We start from the raw sequence: 20,050 nt of genomic DNA, 5'->3' as shown, positions 1-20,050 counted from the left end.
CTTTCGCGCCGCGTCGCGACTTCGCATCTGCACAATTGAAAGGCGCCGCTGGCGCCTTTTTGCTGAGCAACCATGCGCCGAGCGCGTTGCGCGGCGCCGGGGCCTTCACGGTCCGTGACATCCGTCCCCGGACCGATGTTCAGTGGGATCAAGCCTTCGGACAACGGCGTCCGTGGCTGCCAGAGACGACCGCTCGGATGCGGTCACCCGACGAGGCGACGACGCCTCGCTCTTGCAGACACGCAACACTCCGAGGCGCATCATGATTTCTCGTGACTTCCTCAAGGCCGGCCATACGCCGACCCTGTTCGCCGCGTTCCTCTATTTCGACCTGTCGTTCATGGTCTGGGTGATCCTGGGCCCGCTGGGCGTGGCCATCGCCAAGGACTTCGGCCTCGACCCGGCCCAGAAGGGTCTGATGGTCGCCATCCCGGTCCTTGCCGGTGCGCTGCTGCGTCTGGTCAACGGCATCCTGGTCGATCGCATCGGCCCCAAGAAGACGGGCATGATCGGCCAGTTGATCGTGCTGACTGGCCTGGCTGCGGCCTGGACGCTCGGGATCCACAACTACCACCAGGTCCTGGCGCTGGGCGTGGTCCTGGGCGTGGCCGGCGCATCGTTCGCCGTCGCCCTGCCGCTGGCCTCGCGCTGGTATCCGCAAGAGCACCAGGGCCTGGCCCTCGGCATCGCCGGGGCCGGCAACTCAGGGACGGCGCTGGCCGCCCTGTTCGCGCCGATGCTGGCCAAGACCTTCGGGTGGCAGAACGTCATCGGCCTCGCCGCCATCCCGCTGGCCGTCGCCTTCGTCGTCTACATGCTGCTGGCCAAGGACGCCCCCGAGCAGCCCGCGCCCAAGAAGCTGGCCGAGTATCTCGACGTGCTGAAGGTTCCGGACGCCTGGTGGCTGATGCTGCTCTACGGCGTCACCTTCGGCGGCTTCGTCGGCCTGGCCTCGTCGCTGACCATCTACTTCAATGCCGAGTACGGCCTGGATCCTGTGATCGCCGGCTTCTTCACCGCCGCCTGCGTCTTCGCCGGTTCGTTCATCCGCCCGGTCGGCGGCGCCCTGGCCGATCGCCACGGTGGCGTACGCACCCTCAGCGTCGTCTACGCCCTGGCGGCCCTGGGCCTGGCCGTCGCCAGCTTCAAGCTGCCGACGGCCTGGTTCGCCCTGGCGGCCCTGATGTTCTCGATGTTGGCCCTGGGCGCCGGCAACGGCGCGGTGTTCCAACTGGCGCCGCAGCGGTTCCGCAAGGAGATCGGCGTCATGACCGGCCTGATCGGCATGACGGGCGGCATCGGCGGCTTCTACCTGGCCTCGACCCTCGGCCTCGCCAAGAAGCTGACCGGCGACTACCAGGTCGGCTTCCTCGGCTTCGCGGCCCTGGCGCTGTTCGCGCTCCTGGCCCTGCACGGCCTGAAGGCCCGCTGGCGCGCCGTCTGGCCGACCCTGCACGGCGACGCCGCTCCCGTCCGCGTCTGATCCCTCTCACCGCAACGAGCTAGAACCATGACCAAGGAAAAGCTGGTCGTCATCGGCAACGGCATGGCCGGTTGCCGGGCGGTCGAGGAAATCCTCAAGCGCGACCCCGAGCGCTACGAGATCGCCATCTTCGGCGCCGAGCCGCGGGTGAACTACAACCGCATCATGCTCTCGCCGGTGCTGGCGGGCGAAAAGACCTTCGACGACATCGTCATCAACGACGAGGCCTGGTACCGCGACAACGGCATTACGCTGCACGCCGGCCGCTGGGTGACCGGGGTCGATCTGGAAGGCCGCAAGGTGATCGCCGAAGGCGGCCTCGAGGTCGCCTATGACAAGCTGATCCTGGCTACCGGCTCGGATCCGTTCCGCCTGCCGCTGCCGGGCGCTGACCTTTCGGGCGTGGTCACCTTCCGCGATCTCGACGACGTCGACGCCATGATCGCCGCCTCGGCCAAGCCCGGCGCCCGCGCCGTGGTCATCGGCGGCGGCCTGCTGGGCCTGGAAGCCGCCTATGGCCTGGCCCGCCGCGGCATGGGGGCCACCGTCGTCCACCTGATGGACGTCCTCATGGAGCGCCAGCTGGACGAAAGCGCCGGCTACCTGCTGCGCGAGGCCCTGCTGGAGCGCGGCGTCGAGACCGTGCTCGGCGCCCACTCCGAAGCCATCGTCGGCGAGGACGGCAAGGTCACCGGCCTGAAGTTGAAGGACGGTCGCACCCTGCCTTGCGACATCCTGGTGATGGCGGTCGGCATCCGCCCGAACGCGACCCTGGCCAAGGCCTCGGGCCTACAGGTCAACCGCGGCATCATCGTCGACGACGCCATGCGCACCTCCGATCCGGCGGTGTTCTCGGTCGGCGAATGCGTCGAGCACCGCGGCAACTGCTACGGCCTCGTCGCTCCCATCTGGGACATGTGCCGGGCGCTCGCCGAGGAACTGACCGACGGCGAGGGCGCCTATCAGGGCTCGGTCCTGTCGACCCGCCTGAAGGTCTCCGGCGTCGACGTGTTCTCGGCCGGCAAGTTCGCCGGCGGCGAGGGCTGCGAGGACATCGTGTTCCGTGACGCGGCCCGCGGCGTCTACAAGCGCGTGGTCATCGAGGACGGCCGGGTCGCCGGCGCGGTGCTGTTCGGCGATGCGGCCGACGGCGGCTGGTACTTCGACCTGATGAAGGCCGGGACCGACGTCGCCGAGATCCGCGACACCATCATCTTCGGCCAGGCGATCACGGAGGGGCTGTCCGGCCTGGACCCTAGCGCGGCCGTTGCGGCCATGCCCGACACGCAGGAGATCTGCGGCTGCAACGGCGTCTGCAAGGGTGCGATCACCTCGGCCATCACCGCCCAGGGCCTGACCACCCTGGACGACGTGCGCGCCGTCACCAAGGCCTCGGCCTCGTGCGGTTCGTGCACGCCGCTGGTCGAGCAGGTCATCAAGGCCACGCTCGGCGACGGGTTCAAGGTCCAGACTGGGCCCAAGCCGATGTGCAAGTGCACCTCGCACCCGCACGGGGCGGTGCGTGAGGCTATCCTGGCCCAGGACCTGAAGTCCATGCCGGCGGTCATGCAGGCCATGGAGTGGACCACGCCCGACGGCTGCGCCTCGTGCCGCCCGGCGCTGAACTATTACCTGCTGTGCGCCTGGCCCGGCGAGTACGTTGACGACAGCCAGTCGCGTTTCATCAACGAACGGGTCCACGCCAACATCCAGAAGGACGGCACCTATTCGGTCGTCCCGCGCATGTGGGGCGGCATGACCACGCCTGACGAACTGCGGGCGATCGCCGACGTCGCCGACAAGTACGCCATCCCGGCGGTGAAGGTGACAGGCGGCCAGCGCATCGACCTGCTCGGCGTCCAGAAGGACGACCTGCCGGCGGTCTGGGCCGATCTCAACGCCGCGGGCATGGTCAGCGGCCATGCCTACGCTAAGGGCCTGCGCACGGTGAAGACCTGCGTGGGTTCGGAATGGTGCCGGTTCGGCACCCAGGACTCCACGGGCCTGGGCATCAAGCTCGAGAAGTTCATGTGGGGGTCGTGGGCGCCGGCCAAGGTCAAGCTGGCCGTGTCGGGTTGCCCCCGCAACTGCGCGGAATCGACCTGCAAGGACATCGGCGTGATCTGCGTCGACAGTGGCTACGAGATCCATGTCGGCGGCGCCGCCGGCCTGCACATCCAGGGCACGCAGCTGCTGACCAAGGTCGCCACCGAAGAGGAGGCGATCCAGCTGATCTCGGCGGTCATGCAGATGTACCGCGAGGGCGGCTGGTACCTGGAGCGGATCTACAAGTGGATGGCCCGCATCGGGCTCGACACGATCCACGCCGCCACGGTCGAGGACCTTGATAACCGCGCGGCGCTCTTCGCCCGCTTCGTGAAGTCGCAGGAAACCGCCCAGGTCGATCCGTGGGCCGAGCGCGCCAGCAAGGGCGTCGAGGCCGGTGAGTTCAAGCCGATGGCGACGCTTCCGATGGGGATGGCTGCGGAATGACGATCCAGACTTTCGATATCGATCCGGCCTGGCACGACGTCGGCGCCGTCACCGACATTCCCGAGCGAGGCTCGCGGCGCGTGGCGACGGCGCAGGGTGACGTGGCCGTGTTCCGCACCGGCGACGGCCAGGTCTTCGCCCTGGTCGACCGCTGCCCGCACAAGCACGGTCCGCTCAGCCAGGGCATCGTCCACGGACACGGCGTGACCTGCCCGCTGCACAGCTGGGTCATCGACCTGAAGACCGGCCAGCCTACCGGCGCCGACGCCGGCAAGGGCTGCACGCCGGTTGTTCCGGTGCGGGTGCAGGACGGCCGGGTTCTGCTGGCCCAGCCGGTGATGGCGGGCTGACGCCATGGCCGACGGTTCCGGGGCCATCGCAACCACGGTCAGGACCACCTGCCCCTATTGCGGCGTCGGTTGCGGCGTCTCGGGCGCGGCGGGCGGGAGCAGGACGCTGGCGGTGTCCGGCGATCCGGCTCACCCGGCCAACAAGGGCCGGCTGTGCTCCAAGGGCTCGGCCCTCGGCGCCACGGTCGGCCTTGAGGGGCGCCTGCTGGAGCCGTCGATCAACGGCCGGGTGGCGACCTGGGGCGAAGCGACGTCCTTGGTCGCCAAGCGCTTCCGCGACACCATCGCCCGCCACGGCCGCGACAGCGTCGCCTTCTACGTCTCGGGCCAGCTGCTGACCGAGGACTACTACGTCGCCAACAAGCTGATGAAGGGTTTCATCGGCTCGGGCAATATCGACACCAACAGCCGCCTCTGTATGGCCTCGGCCGTCGCCGCCCACAAACAGGCCTTCGGCGCTGACCTAGTGCCCGGCTGCTACGAGGACCTCGACGAGGCCGATCTGGTGGTCTTCGCCGGCCACAACGCCGCCTGGACCCACCCGATCCTGTTCCGCCGCCTGGAGGCCGCCAAGGCCCGCGGCCAGAAGCACGTGGTCATCGACCCGCGCCGCACCGACACCGCCGAAGGCGCGGACCTGCACCTGGCCATCGCACCGCAAAGCGACGTGCGGCTGTGGAGCGGATTGCTGGCCGAGATGGATCGTCGCGGCTTGCTGGATCTCGACTACGTCGCCGAGCACGTGAACGGGATCGACGCGGTGCGCGAGGCCCTGGCGCAGGACGACCAGTCGCCCGCCGCCGTCGCCGCCGACTGCGGGATCGCGGTCGAAGACCTGCTGGCCTTCTACGATCTGTTCGCGGCTAACCCGAAGACCGTCAGCCTGTTCTCGATGGGCTCCAACCAGTCGGCCCAGGGCGTGGCCAAGGGCCTGGCGATCATCAACGCCCACCTCGCCACGGGCCGGATCGGCAAGCCGGGCGCCTGCCCGTTCTCGATCACCGGCCAGCCCAACGCCATGGGCGGTCGCGAGACCGGCGGCATGGCCAACACCCTGGCCGGCCACATGGACTTCGCGTCCGAAGACCGTGACCGTGTCGCGCGCTTCTGGGGCGCGCCGCACACCGCTCGCGCGCCGGGCCTGAAGGCCGTCGAGATGTTCGAGGCCGTGCGGTCGGGCAAGATCAAGGCGATCTGGGTGATGGCCACCAACCCGGCCGTGAGCCTGCCTAACGCCGGCGTGGTGCGCGCGGCGCTGGAGGCTTGCCCCTTCGTCGTCGTTTCCGACTGCGTCGAGACCGACACCACGGCCTATGCCCACGTCAAGCTGCCGGCCCTGGCCTGGGCCGAGAAGGACGGCACGGTCACCAACTCCGAGCGTCGCATCTCGCGCCAGCGGGCGCTGTTTCCGGCGCCCGGCCAGGCCCGCGCTGACTGGCGTATCATGGCCGACGTCGCCCAGGGCATGGGCTTTGACGGCTTCGGCTGGCCTTCGCAGGCTTCTATCTTCCGCGAATGGGCGCGCCTGACGGCCTACGAGAACCAGGGCTCGCGCCTGCTCGACCTCACCGGCCTGTCGGGCATGACGCCGGACGATTACGCCGCCCTGGCTCCGATCCAGTGGCCGGTGCGAGCCGACGGCAAGGGAATGCCGCGCCTGTTCGTCGATGGTCGCTTCCAGACGCCGGACGGGCGCGGCCGCATGGTTCCGGTTCGGCCGAAGGGCCCGGCGGATGCCGTCAGCGACGCTTTCCCGATGTCGCTCAACACCGGCCGTATCCGCGACCAGTGGCACACCATGACCCGCACGGGCCTGGCCCCCGACCTCTGCCGCCACGCGCCTGAGCCCTTCGTCGAGATCCACCCCCGCGACGCCGAAGCCGCCGGGATCAAGGACGGCGTCCTGACCCGCGTCTCGACGGTGCGCGGCGAGGCCGTCGCTCTGGCCAAGGTCACCGACCGCCAGCGCGTGGGCGGCCTGTTCATGCCCATGCACTGGACCGACGCCTTCGCGCCGTCGGGCAAGTCGAACCACTTGATCGCGCCGAACCTCGATCCGGTCTCGGGGCAGCCGGAGTTCAAGCATACGCCTGCCCGGGCGCGGCCTTACCGCGAAACCTGGAAAGGCTTCTTCCTGACCCGCGAGATCATCGCCGCGCCGGCCAATCTCGATCTCGTCTGGCGGCGCATCCCGCAGGACGCCGCCCAGTTGCACGAGTTTGCAGGTCGTGGCGACGCCGCCGAGCGTGAGGCCCTGCGCAAGCGCCTGAGCAAGGGCCTCGTCGGCGAGACCACGGTCTATGAAGACGCCGGCGCGGGCTCGCGCCGAGAGGCCTGGATCGCGGACGGCAAGCTGGTAGCCGTGCTGTTCCAGACCGCAGCCGGCCGCCTGCCGCCGCGCGAATGGTTGGCCGACCTGTTCGCCCTCGACACCCTCACCGCCGAGGCTCGTTCGGCCCTGCTGATCGGCCGCCCGCCTGGCGCGCCGGTCGACAAGGGGCCGATGGTCTGCGCCTGCCTGAAGGTCGGCGCCAAGGCCGTTGACGCCGCCATCACCGCCGGGGCCGCCACCGCCGACGCAGTCGGCGCGGCCACCGGCGCCGGAACCAACTGCGGCTCGTGCCGTCCGGAGATCGCCCGGATGATCGCCGCCGCCGCTTCGCTCAAGGCCAAGGAGACCGCCGATGCGTGACGCCGCTCTTGGAGACGTGCTGCTGGTCGGCGCCGGTCCTGGCCCAGTCGACCTGATGACCCTGCGCGCCGCACGGGCGGTGGAGAGCGCGCAGGCGCTGCTCTATGACGCCCTGATCTCGGACGAGGCGATCGCCCTGGCCCCGGCCGGCTGCGTGCGGATCCTGACCGGCAAGCGTTCGGGCCGGCCCAGCATGAAGCAGGAGGCGATCAACCGCCTGATGTTGCGCTTGGCCCGTCGCGGCCTGCGCGTCGTGCGCCTGAAGGGCGGTGATCCTTCGGTGTTCGGCCGGGTGGGCGAGGAGGCCGAGTTCCTGCGCGCCCACGGCGTGTCGGTCGAGGTGGTGCCCGGCGTCACGGCCGCCAGCGCCGCCGCCGCCCAGTTCAACTTCCCTCTGACCCATCGCGGCGAGGCCCGGCGAGTGATCTTCACCACGGCCCGGGTCGGCAGTGGCGACGTCATCGAGGATTGGGCCGCCGCGTCGGATCCAGAAGCCACGGTCGCGGTCTATATGGGCGGGGAAGCGGCCGCCGAGCTTGGCCGCCGCCTGATCGCCGCCGGCCGGGCGCCGTGCACGCCGGCCCTGGTCGTGGAACGGGCGGGTGATCCGGCCGCATCCCTGCGCACCGGCCGGCTCGACGCTCTGCCGAGCCTGCTGGCGGGCGGAACCGGTGGTCCGGTGCTGATCGTCATCGGCGCGGTGGCCCGTCGCGCCCAGGACCTGCGCTGGACGCCGGAACTGGCGCAGATCGAGGAAGTCGCCCGCCGGGCTTGAGCCGTCAGGCCGTGGCCATGGCCGTTGCGCTGTCCTCTTCCTCGCGGACTCGCAGCTGCGGACCCGCCGGGCGACCGTAGGCCTCGCGCAGCAGGCGCGAGGGCGACAGTTCGCACGGCGCCAGCAACAGGCCCCGTTTGCGCAAGGCCAGGCCCCAGCGCGCGCTGCCGGTCAGCACAGAGGCGGCGGGGGCGATCAGCAGGCCGATGGCCGCCGGCAGGATCCAGACTCCCAGCGAGGGGCCGGCCAGGGCCGCGCAGGCCAGCAGCAGGAGACCGGCGACGATCTCGGGCGTATGGCGCTTGAAAGCCTCACGCCACAGCGTGCCCTCGGCCTCGCGCCGCTGGGCGGCCCAGCCGGAATCGCGGCCGGCCAGGATGTCGACCAGGCAGCGGGCATGACCGAACAGGATCACCGGCGCCGTCAGGGTCGAGTGCAGCGTCTCCACGGCCACCGAGACCAGCAGCGGACCGACCCCGCCGAAGCCTCCGGCCTTGCCCTCCTTGCAGGTCAGGATCACCGCCAGCAGCTTGGGCGCGAACAGGAAGCCCAGCGACACGGCGAAGGCCGCCGCGGCGCCCTCGACCAGGAAGAGTTCGGCCCGCGCGCCGCCCAGGACGGGGAAGGCCGCCAGCATGGCGCTCAGCACCACCAGCAGCAGCCAGACCGGCGCCAACGCATAGGCCAGGGCGCCGCGCAGCAGGTGCAGGCGGCTGACCGGGTGCAAGCCCTTCACGCCCAGTATGCCCAGGTGCTGGAGGTTGCCCTGGCTCCAGCGGCGGTCGCGCACCAGCATGTCCGACAGGGTGGGCGGGGCCTCCTCGTGCACGTCGTCCAGCGAGGGGGCCATGCGCACGGCCCAGCCGCCGCGCCGCATCAGGGCGGCCTCGACGAAGTCGTGGCTGAGGATGGCGCCGCCGAACGGCGCCCTGCCGGGCAGGTGGGGCAGGCCGCAGCACTCGGCGAAGGCCTTGGTGCGGATCATGGCGTTGTGGCCGAAATAGTTGGCCTCTGCGCCGCTCCACCAGGCCAGCGCCCAGGTGGCCAGGGGGCCATAGACCCAGCTGGCGAACTGCTCGGCGCGGCCGAACAGGGTGGTGCGGCCGACGATCGTGGTGCCGGCCTGCAGGACGCCCAGCACCGGATCGGTCTCCATGGCTCCGGCCATGCGGCGCAGGGAACGGGCGCTGATCAGGCTGTCGGCGTCGAGCACCGCCATGCATTCGTAGGCGCCGCCGAACCGGCGCACCCATTCGGCCAGGTTGCCGGTCTTGCGGTCGGTGTTCTGCTCGCGGCGGCGATAATAGAGGCGGGTGGGCGAGGGGCCCGAACGGGCGGCGATCACCGCCAGACGCTCGGCCTCGGCGATGTCGGGATCGCGCGTGTCGCTGAGCACGAAGACGTCGAAGGTCGACGACAGCCGCTCGCGGTCGAGGTCGGCGCGCATGGCCTCGATCCGCGCGAACACGGCGGCGACGTCCTCGTTGTAGATCGGCGCCAGCAGGGCGACCTTCTTGCGCAGGTGCGGCGGCGGATCGTCGAGGCGCCGTTCCCAGGTGTCGGGGTTCAGGGCCAGCTGGAAGCCGCCGAGGGCGGCGGCGCAGGAAAAGCCGGTCCAGGCCAGCAGCACGGCCACCAGCAGGGCGTCGATCCATTCCAGCAGGGTGACGCCGCCGGCCGTGAAGGCGTCCAGCATGGTCGTCAGGCCGAAGGCGAAAGCCAGGATCGTGAAGGCGCCCAGGCCAAGGCGCCGTCGCTGCCGCGAGCGGGCCAGGCGGCGCCAGCCGACGTCCGGATCCGACAGCGCGCGGACGGGCATGTCCATCGCGGACTCGGCGGGGAGCCAGGCGGCCGGCGGCGCCTTATCGGGAACGTTGCAAGGCGGAAGCCGGTCGGCGAGGCGTATGTCCATCAAGGGTCCTTTCGCGCGAAGAACCCTCACGGCGACAATCAGTTGCGATGCGAAGGAAATATAACCACGGTCAAGTTTCCAAGACGCGTGGCTGCGCTATGTGCTGCTGAATAACTTCGCATATTCAGCCGTTTGGGCATAATCTGGCCCTGCTTGCGGCCAGGGTGTGGCGGTATGTTGCGGTGCGGAAACGATCGGTGTTCCACACCGCAATGCGCGGTTCTCGCGCCTCGCGGGTCAAGCCGCCGCCAGGGCCCGGAAGCCGCGTTCCAGGTCGGCGATCAGGTCGATCGGATCCTCCAGCCCGATATGCAGCCGCAGCAGGGGGCCTTCGAAGTTCACCGGCGTCGAGCGGCTCTTCAGCTGCGGGTCGCAGTGGATCGCCAGGCTTTCGAAGCCGCCCCAGGAGAAGCCGAGGCCAAATAGGGTCAGGGCGTCGAGGAAGGCGTGCACCGAGCGCTGGGTGGTGGGCTTAAGGACCACGCCGAACAGGCCGCAGGCGCCGGAGAAGTCGCGCTTCCAGATCGCGTGGCCGGGATCGTCGGGCAGGGCGGGGTGCAGAACGCGGGCCACCTCGGGCCGTTGTTCCAGCCAGCGGGCGACGGCCAGGCCGTTCTGCTCGTGACGCGGCATGCGCGTGGCCAGGGTCCGCAGGCCGCGCAGCATGGTGTAGGCGTCGTCGGGCGAAACCGACCAGCCCACGTCCCACATGGCGTTGCCCAGCTCGTCGCCGATCACCGGGTCCATGGTCGTTGCGCTGCCCATGAAGCAGTCCGAGTGGCCGCCGACATACTTGGTCAGGGCCTGCACGCTGATGGTCACGTCGTACGCCAGCGGCTTGAAGAGCAGGCCCGCCCCCCAGGTGTTGTCGATCAGGGTCAGGATGCCGCGGGCCTTGGCGGCCGCGGCGATGGCCGGCACGTCCTGCATCTCGAAGGTCAGGGAGCCGGGGGCCTCCAGCAGGATCAGCCGGGTATTGGGCTGGGCCAGGGCGATCAGGGCGTCGGCGTCGAGAGCCGGGTCGTAATAGCGGGTGGTGACGCCGAAGCGCGTGAGGAAGCGGTCGCAGAACCGGCGGGTCGGCTTGTAGGCGCTGTCGACCACCAGCACGTCGTCGCCGGCCTTCAGCACGGCCATCATCGCCCCGGTGATCGCCGCAAGGCCTGACGGATAGAGGGTCACGTCCGGCGAGCCCTCCAGTTCGGCCAGGGCCGCTTGCAGGGCGGCGGGCGAGGACAGGCCCGTGATGCCGTAGGTCAGCTGGCTGTCGTCGTACAGCGAGGCGGCGTTGGGCATCAGCACGGTGGAGCCGCGCTGGATCGGCGGATTGACGGTGCGCGCCAGCGACGGGGCCTGCAGGCCCGAGCGGATCAGGCGGGTCTTTTCGTCCATGGCGGCGGGACTCGTAAGCACGGGAAGGAACACGTCGTTTAAGGGCGCGGACGGCCGGGGTTCAAGCGTTCGATCAACGTCCTGGCGAGCGACGCTGGGAATCGGCGATCTACGGGCGGACGCCCGGCGGGGACCGGCGTCGTATCGGGGGACGAGATGAGCGTTCTGGTTTGGCTTCTGGCGCTGTCGGCGTCGATGGTTGGCGTCGCCGCTTGGGCCGAGGATCCGCCGCCTACGCCGCCGCCGGCGCAGGTCGCGGGCCTAGCCGGTTGCTGGAAGGGCGAGGGGACGGTCATGGGCAAGCCCGTGACCATCGCCCTGTCGGCCAGACCGATCGTGGGCGGGGCGATGATGTTGATCGAGGCCGACAGCGTGGCCAAGGCCGATCCCGCCGACACCTATGCCGCCCACCTGCTGCTGGGCGGCCGCGCGACCAAGGCCGGCGAACCGGCCGCGATCGTGGGCCTGTGGGCCGACAGCTTCGGCGGCGACGGCGCCTCGCAGGGCGCGGGCAGGGTCGCGCCGAACGGCTTTGAGGTCAGCTACCCCTATGGCGACGCCGCCTTCGTCAATCGCTGGGCGCGGGCAGGTGAACATCTGAGCTGGTCCATCGTCATGCGCGGGGCGGGCGGCAAGGAGCAGGGGTTTGCGAGTTATGAGCTCGTGCGGGCGGGCTGTGGGGAGGGCTGAGGTGGCGAGGAACCTCCCCCCGTGGGGGGAGGCGATCGCGGCAGCGATCGGTGGGGGAGTTGGTGATTTTCAGGCGCTGCGGCGGCTGAGAACGCCCCCCTCCGGCCCTCCGGGCCACCTCCTCCACAGGGGGAGGATCTATTGGCGCAGATGCTCCCCCTGAAGGGGGAGCTGTCGCGGAGCGACTGAGGGGGAAGGGATTGCTGGTTTAGGGGATGCGCCGACCACATCAGACACGTCCCCCTCCGGCCCTTCGGGCCACCTCCCCCTTCAGGGGGAGGATCTGGATCGGCGAACCTCCCCCCGTGGGGGAGGCGGCCGAAGGCCGGTGGGGGGCCGGTTTCAGCTTTCGAGGCGTGGGTCAGTTTCGTCATCACTCCCCCCACCGATCGCTGCGCGATCGGGCAGGACCAATAGCTCCGCGGTAATCCGGCGCGAGCCTCGGCTGATCCTGTTAGGCCGGTTTGAACGATCCCGACCCTGTCGACCCGCTCGCCTCGTCACGGAACGGCTTGGCGGCCCAGTCACGCCTTCTGAGCGCGTCTGACAAAATTGGGTGAGAAAATTTTAGGGCGTTGAGTTCGTTAGGTTCTTTCGTGAATTTGCCGTGGATGGAGCTGCATCTATCCCCATAAACGCCTCCCTTCCCGTCGGCGGATGGTGGAAGGGCCGGGATTGGGGGTGGCTGCGGCGGTCAGCTTTGAAGCGGCGGTGCAAGTTGAGCGCGCGGCGTCACCCCCATCCCAATCCTTCCCCCATCGAGGGGGAAGGGCTTTTCGGCGCGTTTCAGAAAAAGCCTGGGTCCCCACATTTGCGGGGATTTCACGGGTGGGGGCGCCTCAAGCCCTTGGTTGAGGCGATCCCATTCCGCCCAGCACAGCCCGGGCCTGTTCGATCAGGGCCCGCCGACGTTCGGCGGCCTCGACGTGCTGGCGCTCGACCTCGGCGAGGTCGGCGGCGCAGTGGGGGCAATCGGTCTCGTGGGGCCAGACGTACTGGTCGCAGGAGCGGCAGACCTTCAGCCGGGGCGGCAGGGCGCCGCCGGCGGCGGTGCGTTCGCGATGGGCTACGTGGACCCCGGCCGGATCGCGGACCGGGAGGGGAATGGTCTGGGCGCCGGGTATGGCTTCGCGCACCAGGGCGAACTCGCCGATGGCGAAGCTGGCGGCCGGCGCGTCCTTGACCTTGGTCACCCGCTCGCGCCAGCCGTGCCTTGCCAGGTCGAGCACCCGGTGGTGGCAGTAGGGGTTATTGCCGCGCTTGCCCAGCAGCGACTCCGAGGTCCAGGTGCAGCCGGCGCGGCAGACATCGGCGTAGTAGCAGGTGCGGCAGTAGTCGTAGAGCTCCTCGACGTCGCGCACGCGGCCAAAGGCGATCGTTTCGCTGTGGCGCCAGATGTCGGCGATGCTCATCTCGCGCACGTTTCCGGCGGCGTAGAGCGAGGTGGCCAGCGACGGGCAGCCCTTGATCGTGCCGTCGGCCTCGATGCCGATGCCGCCCTGGCCGGCCGCGCAGCCGTTCCAGTGATCGGCCTCGTCGCCCAGGCCCCGCCACATCCGCTCGTAGGGGCCGAAATAGCCGACATTGTTGCCGACGATCATCAGGAGGCCCCGCTCCAGGCCCTCGCGATAGAGGCGGGCCAGCAGCGGCATGACGTCGAGCAGTTGATAGGGCTGGAGCAGGAGGTCGGGATTGTCGACGGCGTTGCCCATGGCCACGGTCAGCTGGATCTGCCAGTGCGTTGCGCCGGCCTCGATGATCCGCTCCATCAGTTCGGGCAGGTGGGCGGCGGTCTCGGCGCCGATCTGGGTGTTGACCGAGACGGCCATCCCCCGGGCCTTGGCTCGCTGGAGCGCGCTGATCGCCTGGTCGTAGGAGCCGGGCACCCCGCGTACGCGGTCGTGCAACTCAGGCAGGCCGTCGATCGACACGCCGATGCCCTGCAGGCCGGCCTCTGCCGCCTCGTCCAGGCGCTTGTCGGTCAGGTTGCGGGCGCCGGTCTGGACGGCGGTGCGGATGCCGTGGGCGCGGCTGCGGCGGATCAGTTCGATCCAGTCGCGGCGCAGATAGGCCTCGCCGCCGATCAGGGTCAGCTCGCGCGTGCCCAGGGCGGCCAGATGATCGATCAACTCCAGCGCCTCGGCCGGGTTCAGCTCGTCGGGGCGGGGACGGCCGGCGCGCGAACCGCAGTGCTGGCACTTGAGATTGCAGGCGAGCGTGACCTCCCAGACCACATGGACGGGGGTCAGCTGCTCGTAGTCCTCGTCCGTGCGGAAGCGGACGGACTTACCTTCCGGCGTGGTCCGAACGGCGAGCGGCAAGGTGTCGGTCATGCGCGCTCTTTCCCCAAAACGCGATGGCTTGGCCCCAAAACGCGATGGGCTGGCCCCGAAACGCGAGGGACGGGCGACGTCGCCGGCGAGACGGCGCCGCCCGCGCCTGGCTAGCTCTTGCGGCCTTCCAGCTTGGCGATCTCGACCTTGAGCAGCGCCAGCAGGGTCGGGATGTCGCCGTACTCGTCCAGGTGAGCCTGGGCGGCGGCTTCGGCCTCCTTCAGGCGCGAGAGATCGCCCGAGGCGATGGCGTCGGTCACGGCGACGCCGTAGGGCTTGATGTTCATGGCGGATCAGCCCCCGAGCTTGGCGATTTCGAGCTTCAGAGCGGCCAGCAGCGTCGGGATGTCGCCGTACTGCTGGATGTGGGCCTCGGCCTCGGCGGCCAGCTTCTTCAGCTGGTCCAGGTCGCCGGCGGCGACGGCGTCGGTGATGGTGACGGCATAGAGCGGTCGAAACGACGACATGACGTTCTCTCCCCACGAGCGTGCCGACGGCTCCGCCGGTCGCGCGGTTGCGTGCTCGGCGCGGTTGGCGCGCCGAAGGTCGTTAAGCTGACGGGCACTGGCGGGGAGCGATGTGGCCGCGCTTCATGGCGGCGCGAGGCCGACCCCCAACACGTCGAGGGTCGGCCACACGGAGCGTCTTGTCAATTCAGGATTGTATTTGAAAATGACGTAACTTTGAGTGTTTTTACACAGCCGGACCGGTTGCGACCGGCGCGTCGTCGCGACCGCCCCATTCGGTCCACGAGCCGTCGTAGACGGCAGCCCGCGGCTTGCCCAGGCGATGCAGGGCCAGCGACACGACCGAGGCGGTGATGCCTGAGCCGCAGGTCGTGGCGATCGGCTTTTCGATGTCGACCCCGGCCTCGGCGAAGACGGTCTTCAACTGGTCGGTGGGCAGCATGGCGCCGTCGGGACCCAGCAGGGCCGAGAGCGGGATGTTGCGCGAACCGGGGATGTGGCCGCTGGCCAGGCCCGCGCGGGGCTCGGGAACCTCGCCGTTGAAGCGGCCGGCGGCGCGGGCGTCGATCACCTGCTCGCGGCCGGTCTCCAGGTTCTTCTTCATCTGGTCGAAGCTGCGGACGAGGTCGGCCTGCAGGCGCGGGGTGAAGTGGCGCTCCTGCGGGGCGGCGCGGCCGTCCTCCAGCGGGCGCCCCTCGGCGATCCACTTGGGCAGGCCGCCGTCCAGCACCACCACGTCCTCGTGGCCCATGACGCGGAAGTTCCACCACACGCGGGCGGCCGGCAGGATGCTGGTGCTGTCGTAGACGACGATGCGCGAGCCGTCGCCGAGGCCCAGCTTGCGCACCCGCGAGGCGAATTTGACGCCGCTGGCCAGCATGTGGGGCAGCGGCGAGGTCTCGTCGGAGATCTCGTCGATGTCGAAGAACACCGCGCCGGGGATGTGGCCGGCCTCGAACTCGGCCTTCGGGTCGCGCGGCGTGCCGGGCATGAACCACGAGGCGTCGACGACGCGCACGTCCGGGGCGTCGAGGTGATCGGCCAGCCAGGCGGTCGAGACGAGGGGATCGGCGTGGGTCATGGCTGGCCTTTCGGACTGGCGAACAGGGGCGGCAACTTCACGTGCGCCGCGCACAGGCGCAAGCTGCGAAAACCTCGCCCTTCGACAAGCTCAGGGTGAGGTTTCCTACTGCAAGGTCCTCGCTCTATTCCTCATCCTGAGCTTGTCGAAGGACGAGGAACACGCACGACCTCACAGCCAGGGCGGCGTAGGCAAGCCCTTCTCGGCGAGGAAGGCGGGATTGAAGAGCTTGCTCTGGTAGCGCGAGCCGTGGTCGCAGAGGATGGTCACGATGGTGTGGCCGGGGCCCAGGTCCTTGGCCAGGCGCACGGCGCCGGCGACGTTGATCCCCGTGGAGCCGCCCAGGCACAGGCCCTCATGCTGCACCAGGTCGAAGATCTGCTGCATCATCTCCTCGTCGGAGACGCGGTAGGGATGGTCGATGGCCAGGCCTTCGAGGTTGGCGGTGATCCGGCCCTGGCCGATGCCCTCGCTGATCGAATTGCCCTCGGCCTTGAGTTCACCGGCGGCGTACCAGTTGTAGAGCGAGGCGCCGCCCGGGTCGGCCAGGCCGATCTTCACGCCCGGCTTGCGCTCGCGCAGGGCCTGGGCCACGCCCGCCAGGGTGCCGCCCGAGCCAACCGCGCAGATGAAGCCGTCGACCTTGCCGCCGGTCTGCTCCCAGATCTCCGGGCCGGTCGTGTCGTAGTGGGCCTGGCGGTTGGCGACGTTGTCGAACTGGTTGGCCCAGATCGCGCCGTTGGGTTCGGTCTTGGCCAGCTCCTCGGCCAGTCGGCCGGAGTAGCGGACGTAGTTGTCGGGGTTGGAGTAGGGGACGGCGTCGACCTCGACCAGTTCGGCGCCGAGCAGGCGGATGGCGTCCTTCTTCTCCTGGCTCTGGGTGCGCGGGATGACGATGGTGGTCTTGTAGCCCAGCGCCGAGGCGACCATGGCCAGGCCGATGCCGGTGTTGCCGGCCGTGCCCTCGACCACCCGGCCGCCGGGACGGAGCAGGCCTTTGGCCTCGGCGTCACGGATGATGCTGAGCGCGGCGCGGTCCTTGACCGACTGGCCGGGGTTCATGAACTCGGCCTTGCCCAGGATCTCGCAGCCGGTGGCCTCGCTGGCCCGATTGAGGCGGATCAGCGGGGTGTTGCCGATGGCGTCGAGAACGTTGGCGGTGACGGGCATGGTTGAAAATCTGCGGCTTCGCGCGAAGAGGCGCCGTTGGAGGCAACGGTAGATCGCGATGCGGCCGCCCGGATCAATCCAGTTTTCCTGAAAGCGGCGGCCGACGGGTCAGGTTCAGTGGGCCGTGGGCTCGGTCTGGATGACGTTGAGCAGGGCAAGACCCCCGGCCGCCGCCGTCGCCGCGCACCAGGCGCCGCACAGGCCGTCGATGCCCACCAGACTGTTCTCGACCGCGTCGGCCATGATGCCCTCGGCGACCAGGGACGACGGCTCGCCCAGCAGCTGGTTGTCGTGCAACTCGCGGCACCAGGCGCCGACAGCCTCGACAGGCGTCGCCGCGTCGAACTGCGAGAGGTAGGTGCCGCCGTGATAGTCGAGGACCAGGGTGAAGAGCGACACGTCCGATGCTCCTCTAGCTGCGCGCCAGGCCTAGCTGGACGACGTTGGTGCGTTCGGTGCGGAAGCCGGCCTCGCAGTAGCTGAGATAGAAGTGCCACAGCCGGCGGAAGCGCTCGTCGAAGCCTAGAGGGCGGATCTGGTCCCAGGCCGCCTCGAACCGCTGCGCCCACTGGGCCAGGGTGTCGGCGTAGTCCTGTCCGAAGCGACGCACGCCGTCCCAGGAGAGGCCCGCCTTGTCGGTCTCCTGGCGCAGGCGCGTCTCGCTGGGCAGCATGCCGCCGGGGAAGATGTAGCGCTGGATGAAGTCGGTGTGTCGGCGATAGCGGTCGAACAAGTCGTCCTTGATGGTGATGATCTGCAGGCCGGCGCGGCTGCCGGGGGTGAGCACGTCGTGGATCTTGCCGAAATAGGTCGGCCAGTATTCCTCGCCGACGGCCTCGAACATCTCGATCGAGGCGACGCCGTCGAACTGGCCCTGCACGTCGCGATAGTCGATCAGCCGGATGTCGGCCTTCTCGGCCAGGCCCTGCTCGAACAGGCGCCTTTTCGCGAAATCATGCTGGGCGGGCGAGATGGTGATGCCGGTGACCTTGGCCCCGACCTCCCTGGCCGCGTATTCGGCGAAGCCGCCCCAGCCGCAGCCGATCTCCAGCACGTGCTTGCCGGGCGCAAGGCCGATGGACTGGGCCAGGGCCTCGTACTTGCGGGTCTGGGCGGCGTCGAGCGAGGCGTCGGGACCCTTGTCGTAGAGGGCCGACGAATAGGTCATCGTGCGGTCCAGCCACTGGGAATAGAAGGCGTTGCCCAGGTCGTAGTGGGCGTGGATGTTGCGCTTGGAGCCGCTGCGGTCGTTGCGGTTCATCCAGTGGAAGATGACGTTGATCAGGTGCATGACGGGATTGCCCCGCACCAGCGCCGCCAGCTTGTCGAAATTCAGCGCGAAGGCCGTCAGCACCGCCGACAGGTCGGGCGTGTCCCACTCGCCGGCCATGTAGCCCTCGGCGAAGCCGATGTCGCCCGAGGCGAAGGCCCGGCGGATGAAACGGTAGTCGCGGACGCGGACCACGGCGTCGGGGCCGGGGGTCTTGCCGTCGATGCGCAGGGGCTTGCCCGAAGGCAGGACGAAGGTCAGGGATCCGATCGCCCAGTTCTCGACGGCGATGCGCAGCGCGGTGCGGAAGGCCGGCGGCGCGGCCCGGAGATCTTCGTCTCGCCAGGAGGCGGGCAAGGTGTCGGTCATCAGCGCTCCCAATCCCTTGAATGGGACAAGTAAGACCCCCGAAAGCCGAACTGTAAATGGGGCTGCTGGGCACCGTTCGCCAGGAGATCAGTCCTCGCCGGTGTCTCCGCGCAGCTGGCGATAGGCCTCCAGCGCCGCGGCCCGGGCGCGGGGGTGGTCGACGATCGGCTTGCCGTAGACGGCCCTCGCGCCGGCGCTCAAACGCTCTGGCGCGGTCCACGGCTGGTGGATCACGTCGGCCGGCAGGTTGGCCAGCTCCGGGATCCACTGTTTGACGTAAGTCCCCTTGGGATCGAACTTTTCGCCCTGGCCGATCGGGTTGAAGATCCGGAAGTAGGGCGAGGCGTCGGCGCCGCTGCCGGCCACCCACTGCCAGTTGCCGACATTGTTGGCCAGGTCGGCGTCGAGCAGGGTGTCCCAGAACCAGGCTTCGCCCTCGCGCCAGTCGACCAGCAGGTGCTTGATCAGGAACGAGGCGGTGATCATCCGCACGCGGTTGTGCATGAAGCCGGTGGCCCACAGCTCGCGCATGCCCGCATCGACCAGCGGATAGCCGGTGCGTCCTTCGGTCCAGGCCTCGAAGCCGCGCGGGTTCTTCGACCAGGGAAAGGCGTCGAACTCGGGCCGGAAGTTCCTGGTCGGCAACTGCGGCCAGTGGAACAGGATCGAGTGGTTGAACTCGCGCCAGCCCACCTCGGAGAGGAACTTCTCGATCTCGCCGTGGGGCGCGTCGCCGGCCTCGGCGGCGTTGCGGGCGGCGGTCCAGACCTGGCGCGGGCCGATCTCGCCGAAATGCAGGTGGGGGGAGAGGCGCGAGGTCGCCTTCAGCCCCGGGACATCGCGGCCTTCGTCATAGCCGTCGACCGGGCCTGAAAGGAAGTCGTCCAGTCTCTCTTGGGCGCCGGCCTCGCCGGGCGTCCAGATGGAAAAGCCCTTCGACCAGTCGGGCTTCCTGGGGTGCAGGTCCCAGCCGTCCAGGGCGTCGCTGTGGGGCCAGTGCTCGGGGGCTTCCAGCCGCTTGGGCGCAGCCTCGGCGTCGACATGGGTCAGATGCGCGCGGGCCGCCCGCCAATAGGGGGTGAAGACCTTGTAGGGCTGCTTGGAGCCGTTGGCGACGGTCCACGGCTCGTTCAGCAGGCCGGCGACGCAGCTTTCGACGACGACGCCGTCGGCCTTCAGCGCGGTCTTGATCTGCGCGTCGCGCTCGACGGCGGCGGGTTCGTAGAGGCGGTTCCAGGCGACGCCGGCGGCGCCGGCGTGGACGATCACGTCCTTCAGCACTTCCTGGGCGGGACCGCGCCGCAGGATCAGCTTCGAGCCGATGGCCTTGAGGCTTTCGGACAGCGCCCGCAGCGACTTGTCGAGCCACCACAGCGATGCCGCGCCCATCGGCCGCACGCCCAGCGTCTCGTCGAGGATGTAGAGCGGGATCACCGGCCGGCCTGTGTCGGCGGCCGCCTTCAGCGCCGGATTGTCGGCCAGGCGCAAGTCGTTGCGCAGCCACATGATGACGGGTCCGGGGACGCCTGGATCGATCCGCACTTGCACCTTTCCGCCGTTGGGGCCACCTGTG

Annotated in this window: 16 protein-coding genes; 6 read left to right on the top strand and 10 right to left on the bottom strand. The window is 69.5% G+C overall.

Annotated features, from left to right (window positions below; genetic code table 11):
- The first annotated feature begins 262 nt into the window (after window positions 1-262).
- From ACODR1_RS10940 to cobA, 5 genes are read left to right on the top strand one after another with little or no spacing between them, the layout of a single operon-like run.
- Window positions 263-1,483 carry a nitrate/nitrite transporter gene (locus ACODR1_RS10940; protein WP_488880465.1) on the top strand — a complete coding sequence of 407 codons (1,221 nt, stop codon included), beginning with the start codon at window positions 263-265 and terminating at the stop codon, window positions 1,481-1,483.
- Between the two features lie 27 nt (window positions 1,484-1,510).
- Window positions 1,511-3,976, top strand: a complete 2,466-nt coding sequence (gene nirB / locus ACODR1_RS10935; RefSeq protein WP_488880464.1) for a nitrite reductase large subunit NirB — start codon at window positions 1,511-1,513, stop codon at window positions 3,974-3,976.
- Window positions 3,973-4,326 (top strand): nitrite reductase small subunit NirD, encoded by a 354-nt coding sequence (gene nirD / locus ACODR1_RS10930; RefSeq protein WP_277796383.1) that lies wholly within the window; start codon window positions 3,973-3,975, stop codon window positions 4,324-4,326. Before nirB ends, nirD begins: the two co-directional genes overlap by 4 nt.
- A 4-nt stretch (window positions 4,327-4,330) precedes the next feature.
- Complete coding sequence (locus ACODR1_RS10925; RefSeq protein WP_488880463.1) at window positions 4,331-7,018, top strand: molybdopterin-dependent oxidoreductase; 2,688 nt, start codon at window positions 4,331-4,333, stop codon at window positions 7,016-7,018.
- A complete protein-coding gene (gene cobA, locus ACODR1_RS10920) occupies window positions 7,011-7,793 on the top strand; it encodes a uroporphyrinogen-III C-methyltransferase (protein ID WP_488880462.1) in 783 nt (260 codons plus the stop codon). The genes ACODR1_RS10925 and cobA overlap by 8 nt, the downstream gene beginning before the upstream one ends.
- 4 nt (window positions 7,794-7,797) lie before the next feature.
- On the opposite strand, the gene mdoH is transcribed toward cobA, so the two are convergent.
- Both mdoH and metC read right to left on the bottom strand, forming a co-directional pair.
- Window positions 7,798-9,705 (bottom strand): glucans biosynthesis glucosyltransferase MdoH, encoded by a 1,908-nt coding sequence (mdoH, locus tag ACODR1_RS10915; RefSeq protein ID WP_488880461.1) that lies wholly within the window; start codon window positions 9,703-9,705, stop codon window positions 7,798-7,800.
- Window positions 9,706-9,942: 237 nt separating this feature from the next.
- Complete coding sequence (gene metC, locus ACODR1_RS10910) at window positions 9,943-11,097, bottom strand: cystathionine beta-lyase (RefSeq protein WP_488880460.1); 1,155 nt, start codon at window positions 11,095-11,097, stop codon at window positions 9,943-9,945.
- A gap of 156 nt (window positions 11,098-11,253) precedes the next feature.
- Between metC and ACODR1_RS10905 the strand changes: the two genes are divergently transcribed.
- Window positions 11,254-11,787 (top strand): hypothetical protein, encoded by a 534-nt coding sequence (locus ACODR1_RS10905; RefSeq protein ID WP_488880459.1) that lies wholly within the window; start codon window positions 11,254-11,256, stop codon window positions 11,785-11,787.
- 839 nt (window positions 11,788-12,626) lie between these two features.
- Here ACODR1_RS10905 and ACODR1_RS10900 read toward each other — a convergent pair.
- The 8 genes from ACODR1_RS10900 to ACODR1_RS10865 all read right to left on the bottom strand — a co-directional run bounded on the left by ACODR1_RS10900 (window position 12,627) and on the right by ACODR1_RS10865 (window position 19,983).
- Window positions 12,627-14,120 carry a GDL motif peptide-associated radical SAM/SPASM maturase gene (locus ACODR1_RS10900; RefSeq protein ID WP_488880458.1) on the bottom strand — a complete coding sequence of 498 codons (1,494 nt, stop codon included), beginning with the start codon at window positions 14,118-14,120 and terminating at the stop codon, window positions 12,627-12,629.
- A gap of 110 nt (window positions 14,121-14,230) precedes the next feature.
- Window positions 14,231-14,407: a DUF1843 domain-containing protein gene (locus ACODR1_RS10895; RefSeq protein WP_101719870.1), complete on the bottom strand. Its 177-nt coding sequence runs from the start codon at window positions 14,405-14,407 to the stop codon at window positions 14,231-14,233.
- A gap of 6 nt (window positions 14,408-14,413) precedes the next feature.
- Window positions 14,414-14,587 (bottom strand): DUF1843 domain-containing protein, encoded by a 174-nt coding sequence (locus tag ACODR1_RS10890; protein ID WP_488880457.1) that lies wholly within the window; start codon window positions 14,585-14,587, stop codon window positions 14,414-14,416.
- A gap of 226 nt (window positions 14,588-14,813) precedes the next feature.
- The gene (gene sseA / locus ACODR1_RS10885; protein ID WP_488880456.1) at window positions 14,814-15,668 is read right to left on the bottom strand and encodes a 3-mercaptopyruvate sulfurtransferase; all 855 of its coding nucleotides are present in this window, start codon (window positions 15,666-15,668) and stop codon (window positions 14,814-14,816) included.
- A gap of 171 nt (window positions 15,669-15,839) precedes the next feature.
- Window positions 15,840-16,838, bottom strand: a complete 999-nt coding sequence (locus ACODR1_RS10880) for a cysteine synthase A (protein WP_488880455.1) — start codon at window positions 16,836-16,838, stop codon at window positions 15,840-15,842.
- A 114-nt stretch (window positions 16,839-16,952) separates the two neighbouring features.
- Window positions 16,953-17,237, bottom strand: a complete 285-nt coding sequence (locus tag ACODR1_RS10875) for a hypothetical protein (protein WP_116489535.1) — start codon at window positions 17,235-17,237, stop codon at window positions 16,953-16,955.
- A 13-nt stretch (window positions 17,238-17,250) separates the two neighbouring features.
- A complete protein-coding gene (locus tag ACODR1_RS10870) occupies window positions 17,251-18,477 on the bottom strand; it encodes a class I SAM-dependent methyltransferase (protein WP_488880454.1) in 1,227 nt (408 codons plus the stop codon).
- Window positions 18,478-18,564: 87 nt separating this feature from the next.
- The gene (locus tag ACODR1_RS10865) at window positions 18,565-19,983 is read right to left on the bottom strand and encodes a cryptochrome/photolyase family protein (RefSeq protein ID WP_488880453.1); all 1,419 of its coding nucleotides are present in this window, start codon (window positions 19,981-19,983) and stop codon (window positions 18,565-18,567) included.
- Window positions 19,984-20,050: the final 67 nt, after the last annotated feature.

It is taken from the genome of Caulobacter sp. FG7, from assembly GCF_057808875.1.
This window is presented reverse-complemented; position numbering and strand designations above follow the sequence as displayed.

What these genes read in the sequence shown, in the direction of transcription:
- metC (WP_488880460.1), bottom strand. Translation starts at nt 11,097, where the DNA reads ATGGACGAAAAGACCCGCCTGATCCGCTCGGGCCTGCAGGCCCCGTCG.
- nirD (WP_277796383.1), top strand. Translation starts at nt 3,973, where the DNA reads ATGACGATCCAGACTTTCGATATCGATCCGGCCTGGCACGACGTCGGC.
- ACODR1_RS10895 (WP_101719870.1), bottom strand. Translation starts at nt 14,407, where the DNA reads ATGAACATCAAGCCCTACGGCGTCGCCGTGACCGACGCCATCGCCTCG.
- ACODR1_RS10940 (WP_488880465.1), top strand. Translation starts at nt 263, where the DNA reads ATGATTTCTCGTGACTTCCTCAAGGCCGGCCATACGCCGACCCTGTTC.
- ACODR1_RS10890 (WP_488880457.1), bottom strand. Translation starts at nt 14,587, where the DNA reads ATGTCGTCGTTTCGACCGCTCTATGCCGTCACCATCACCGACGCCGTC.
- ACODR1_RS10865 (WP_488880453.1), bottom strand. Translation starts at nt 19,983, where the DNA reads ATGTGGCTGCGCAACGACTTGCGCCTGGCCGACAATCCGGCGCTGAAG.
- cobA (WP_488880462.1), top strand. Translation starts at nt 7,011, where the DNA reads ATGCGTGACGCCGCTCTTGGAGACGTGCTGCTGGTCGGCGCCGGTCCT.
- nirB (WP_488880464.1), top strand. Translation starts at nt 1,511, where the DNA reads ATGACCAAGGAAAAGCTGGTCGTCATCGGCAACGGCATGGCCGGTTGC.
- ACODR1_RS10925 (WP_488880463.1), top strand. Translation starts at nt 4,331, where the DNA reads ATGGCCGACGGTTCCGGGGCCATCGCAACCACGGTCAGGACCACCTGC.
- ACODR1_RS10905 (WP_488880459.1), top strand. Translation starts at nt 11,254, where the DNA reads ATGAGCGTTCTGGTTTGGCTTCTGGCGCTGTCGGCGTCGATGGTTGGC.
- ACODR1_RS10870 (WP_488880454.1), bottom strand. Translation starts at nt 18,477, where the DNA reads ATGACCGACACCTTGCCCGCCTCCTGGCGAGACGAAGATCTCCGGGCC.
- ACODR1_RS10880 (WP_488880455.1), bottom strand. Translation starts at nt 16,838, where the DNA reads ATGCCCGTCACCGCCAACGTTCTCGACGCCATCGGCAACACCCCGCTG.
- sseA (WP_488880456.1), bottom strand. Translation starts at nt 15,668, where the DNA reads ATGACCCACGCCGATCCCCTCGTCTCGACCGCCTGGCTGGCCGATCAC.
- mdoH (WP_488880461.1), bottom strand. Translation starts at nt 9,705, where the DNA reads ATGGACATACGCCTCGCCGACCGGCTTCCGCCTTGCAACGTTCCCGAT.
- ACODR1_RS10900 (WP_488880458.1), bottom strand. Translation starts at nt 14,120, where the DNA reads ATGACCGACACCTTGCCGCTCGCCGTTCGGACCACGCCGGAAGGTAAG.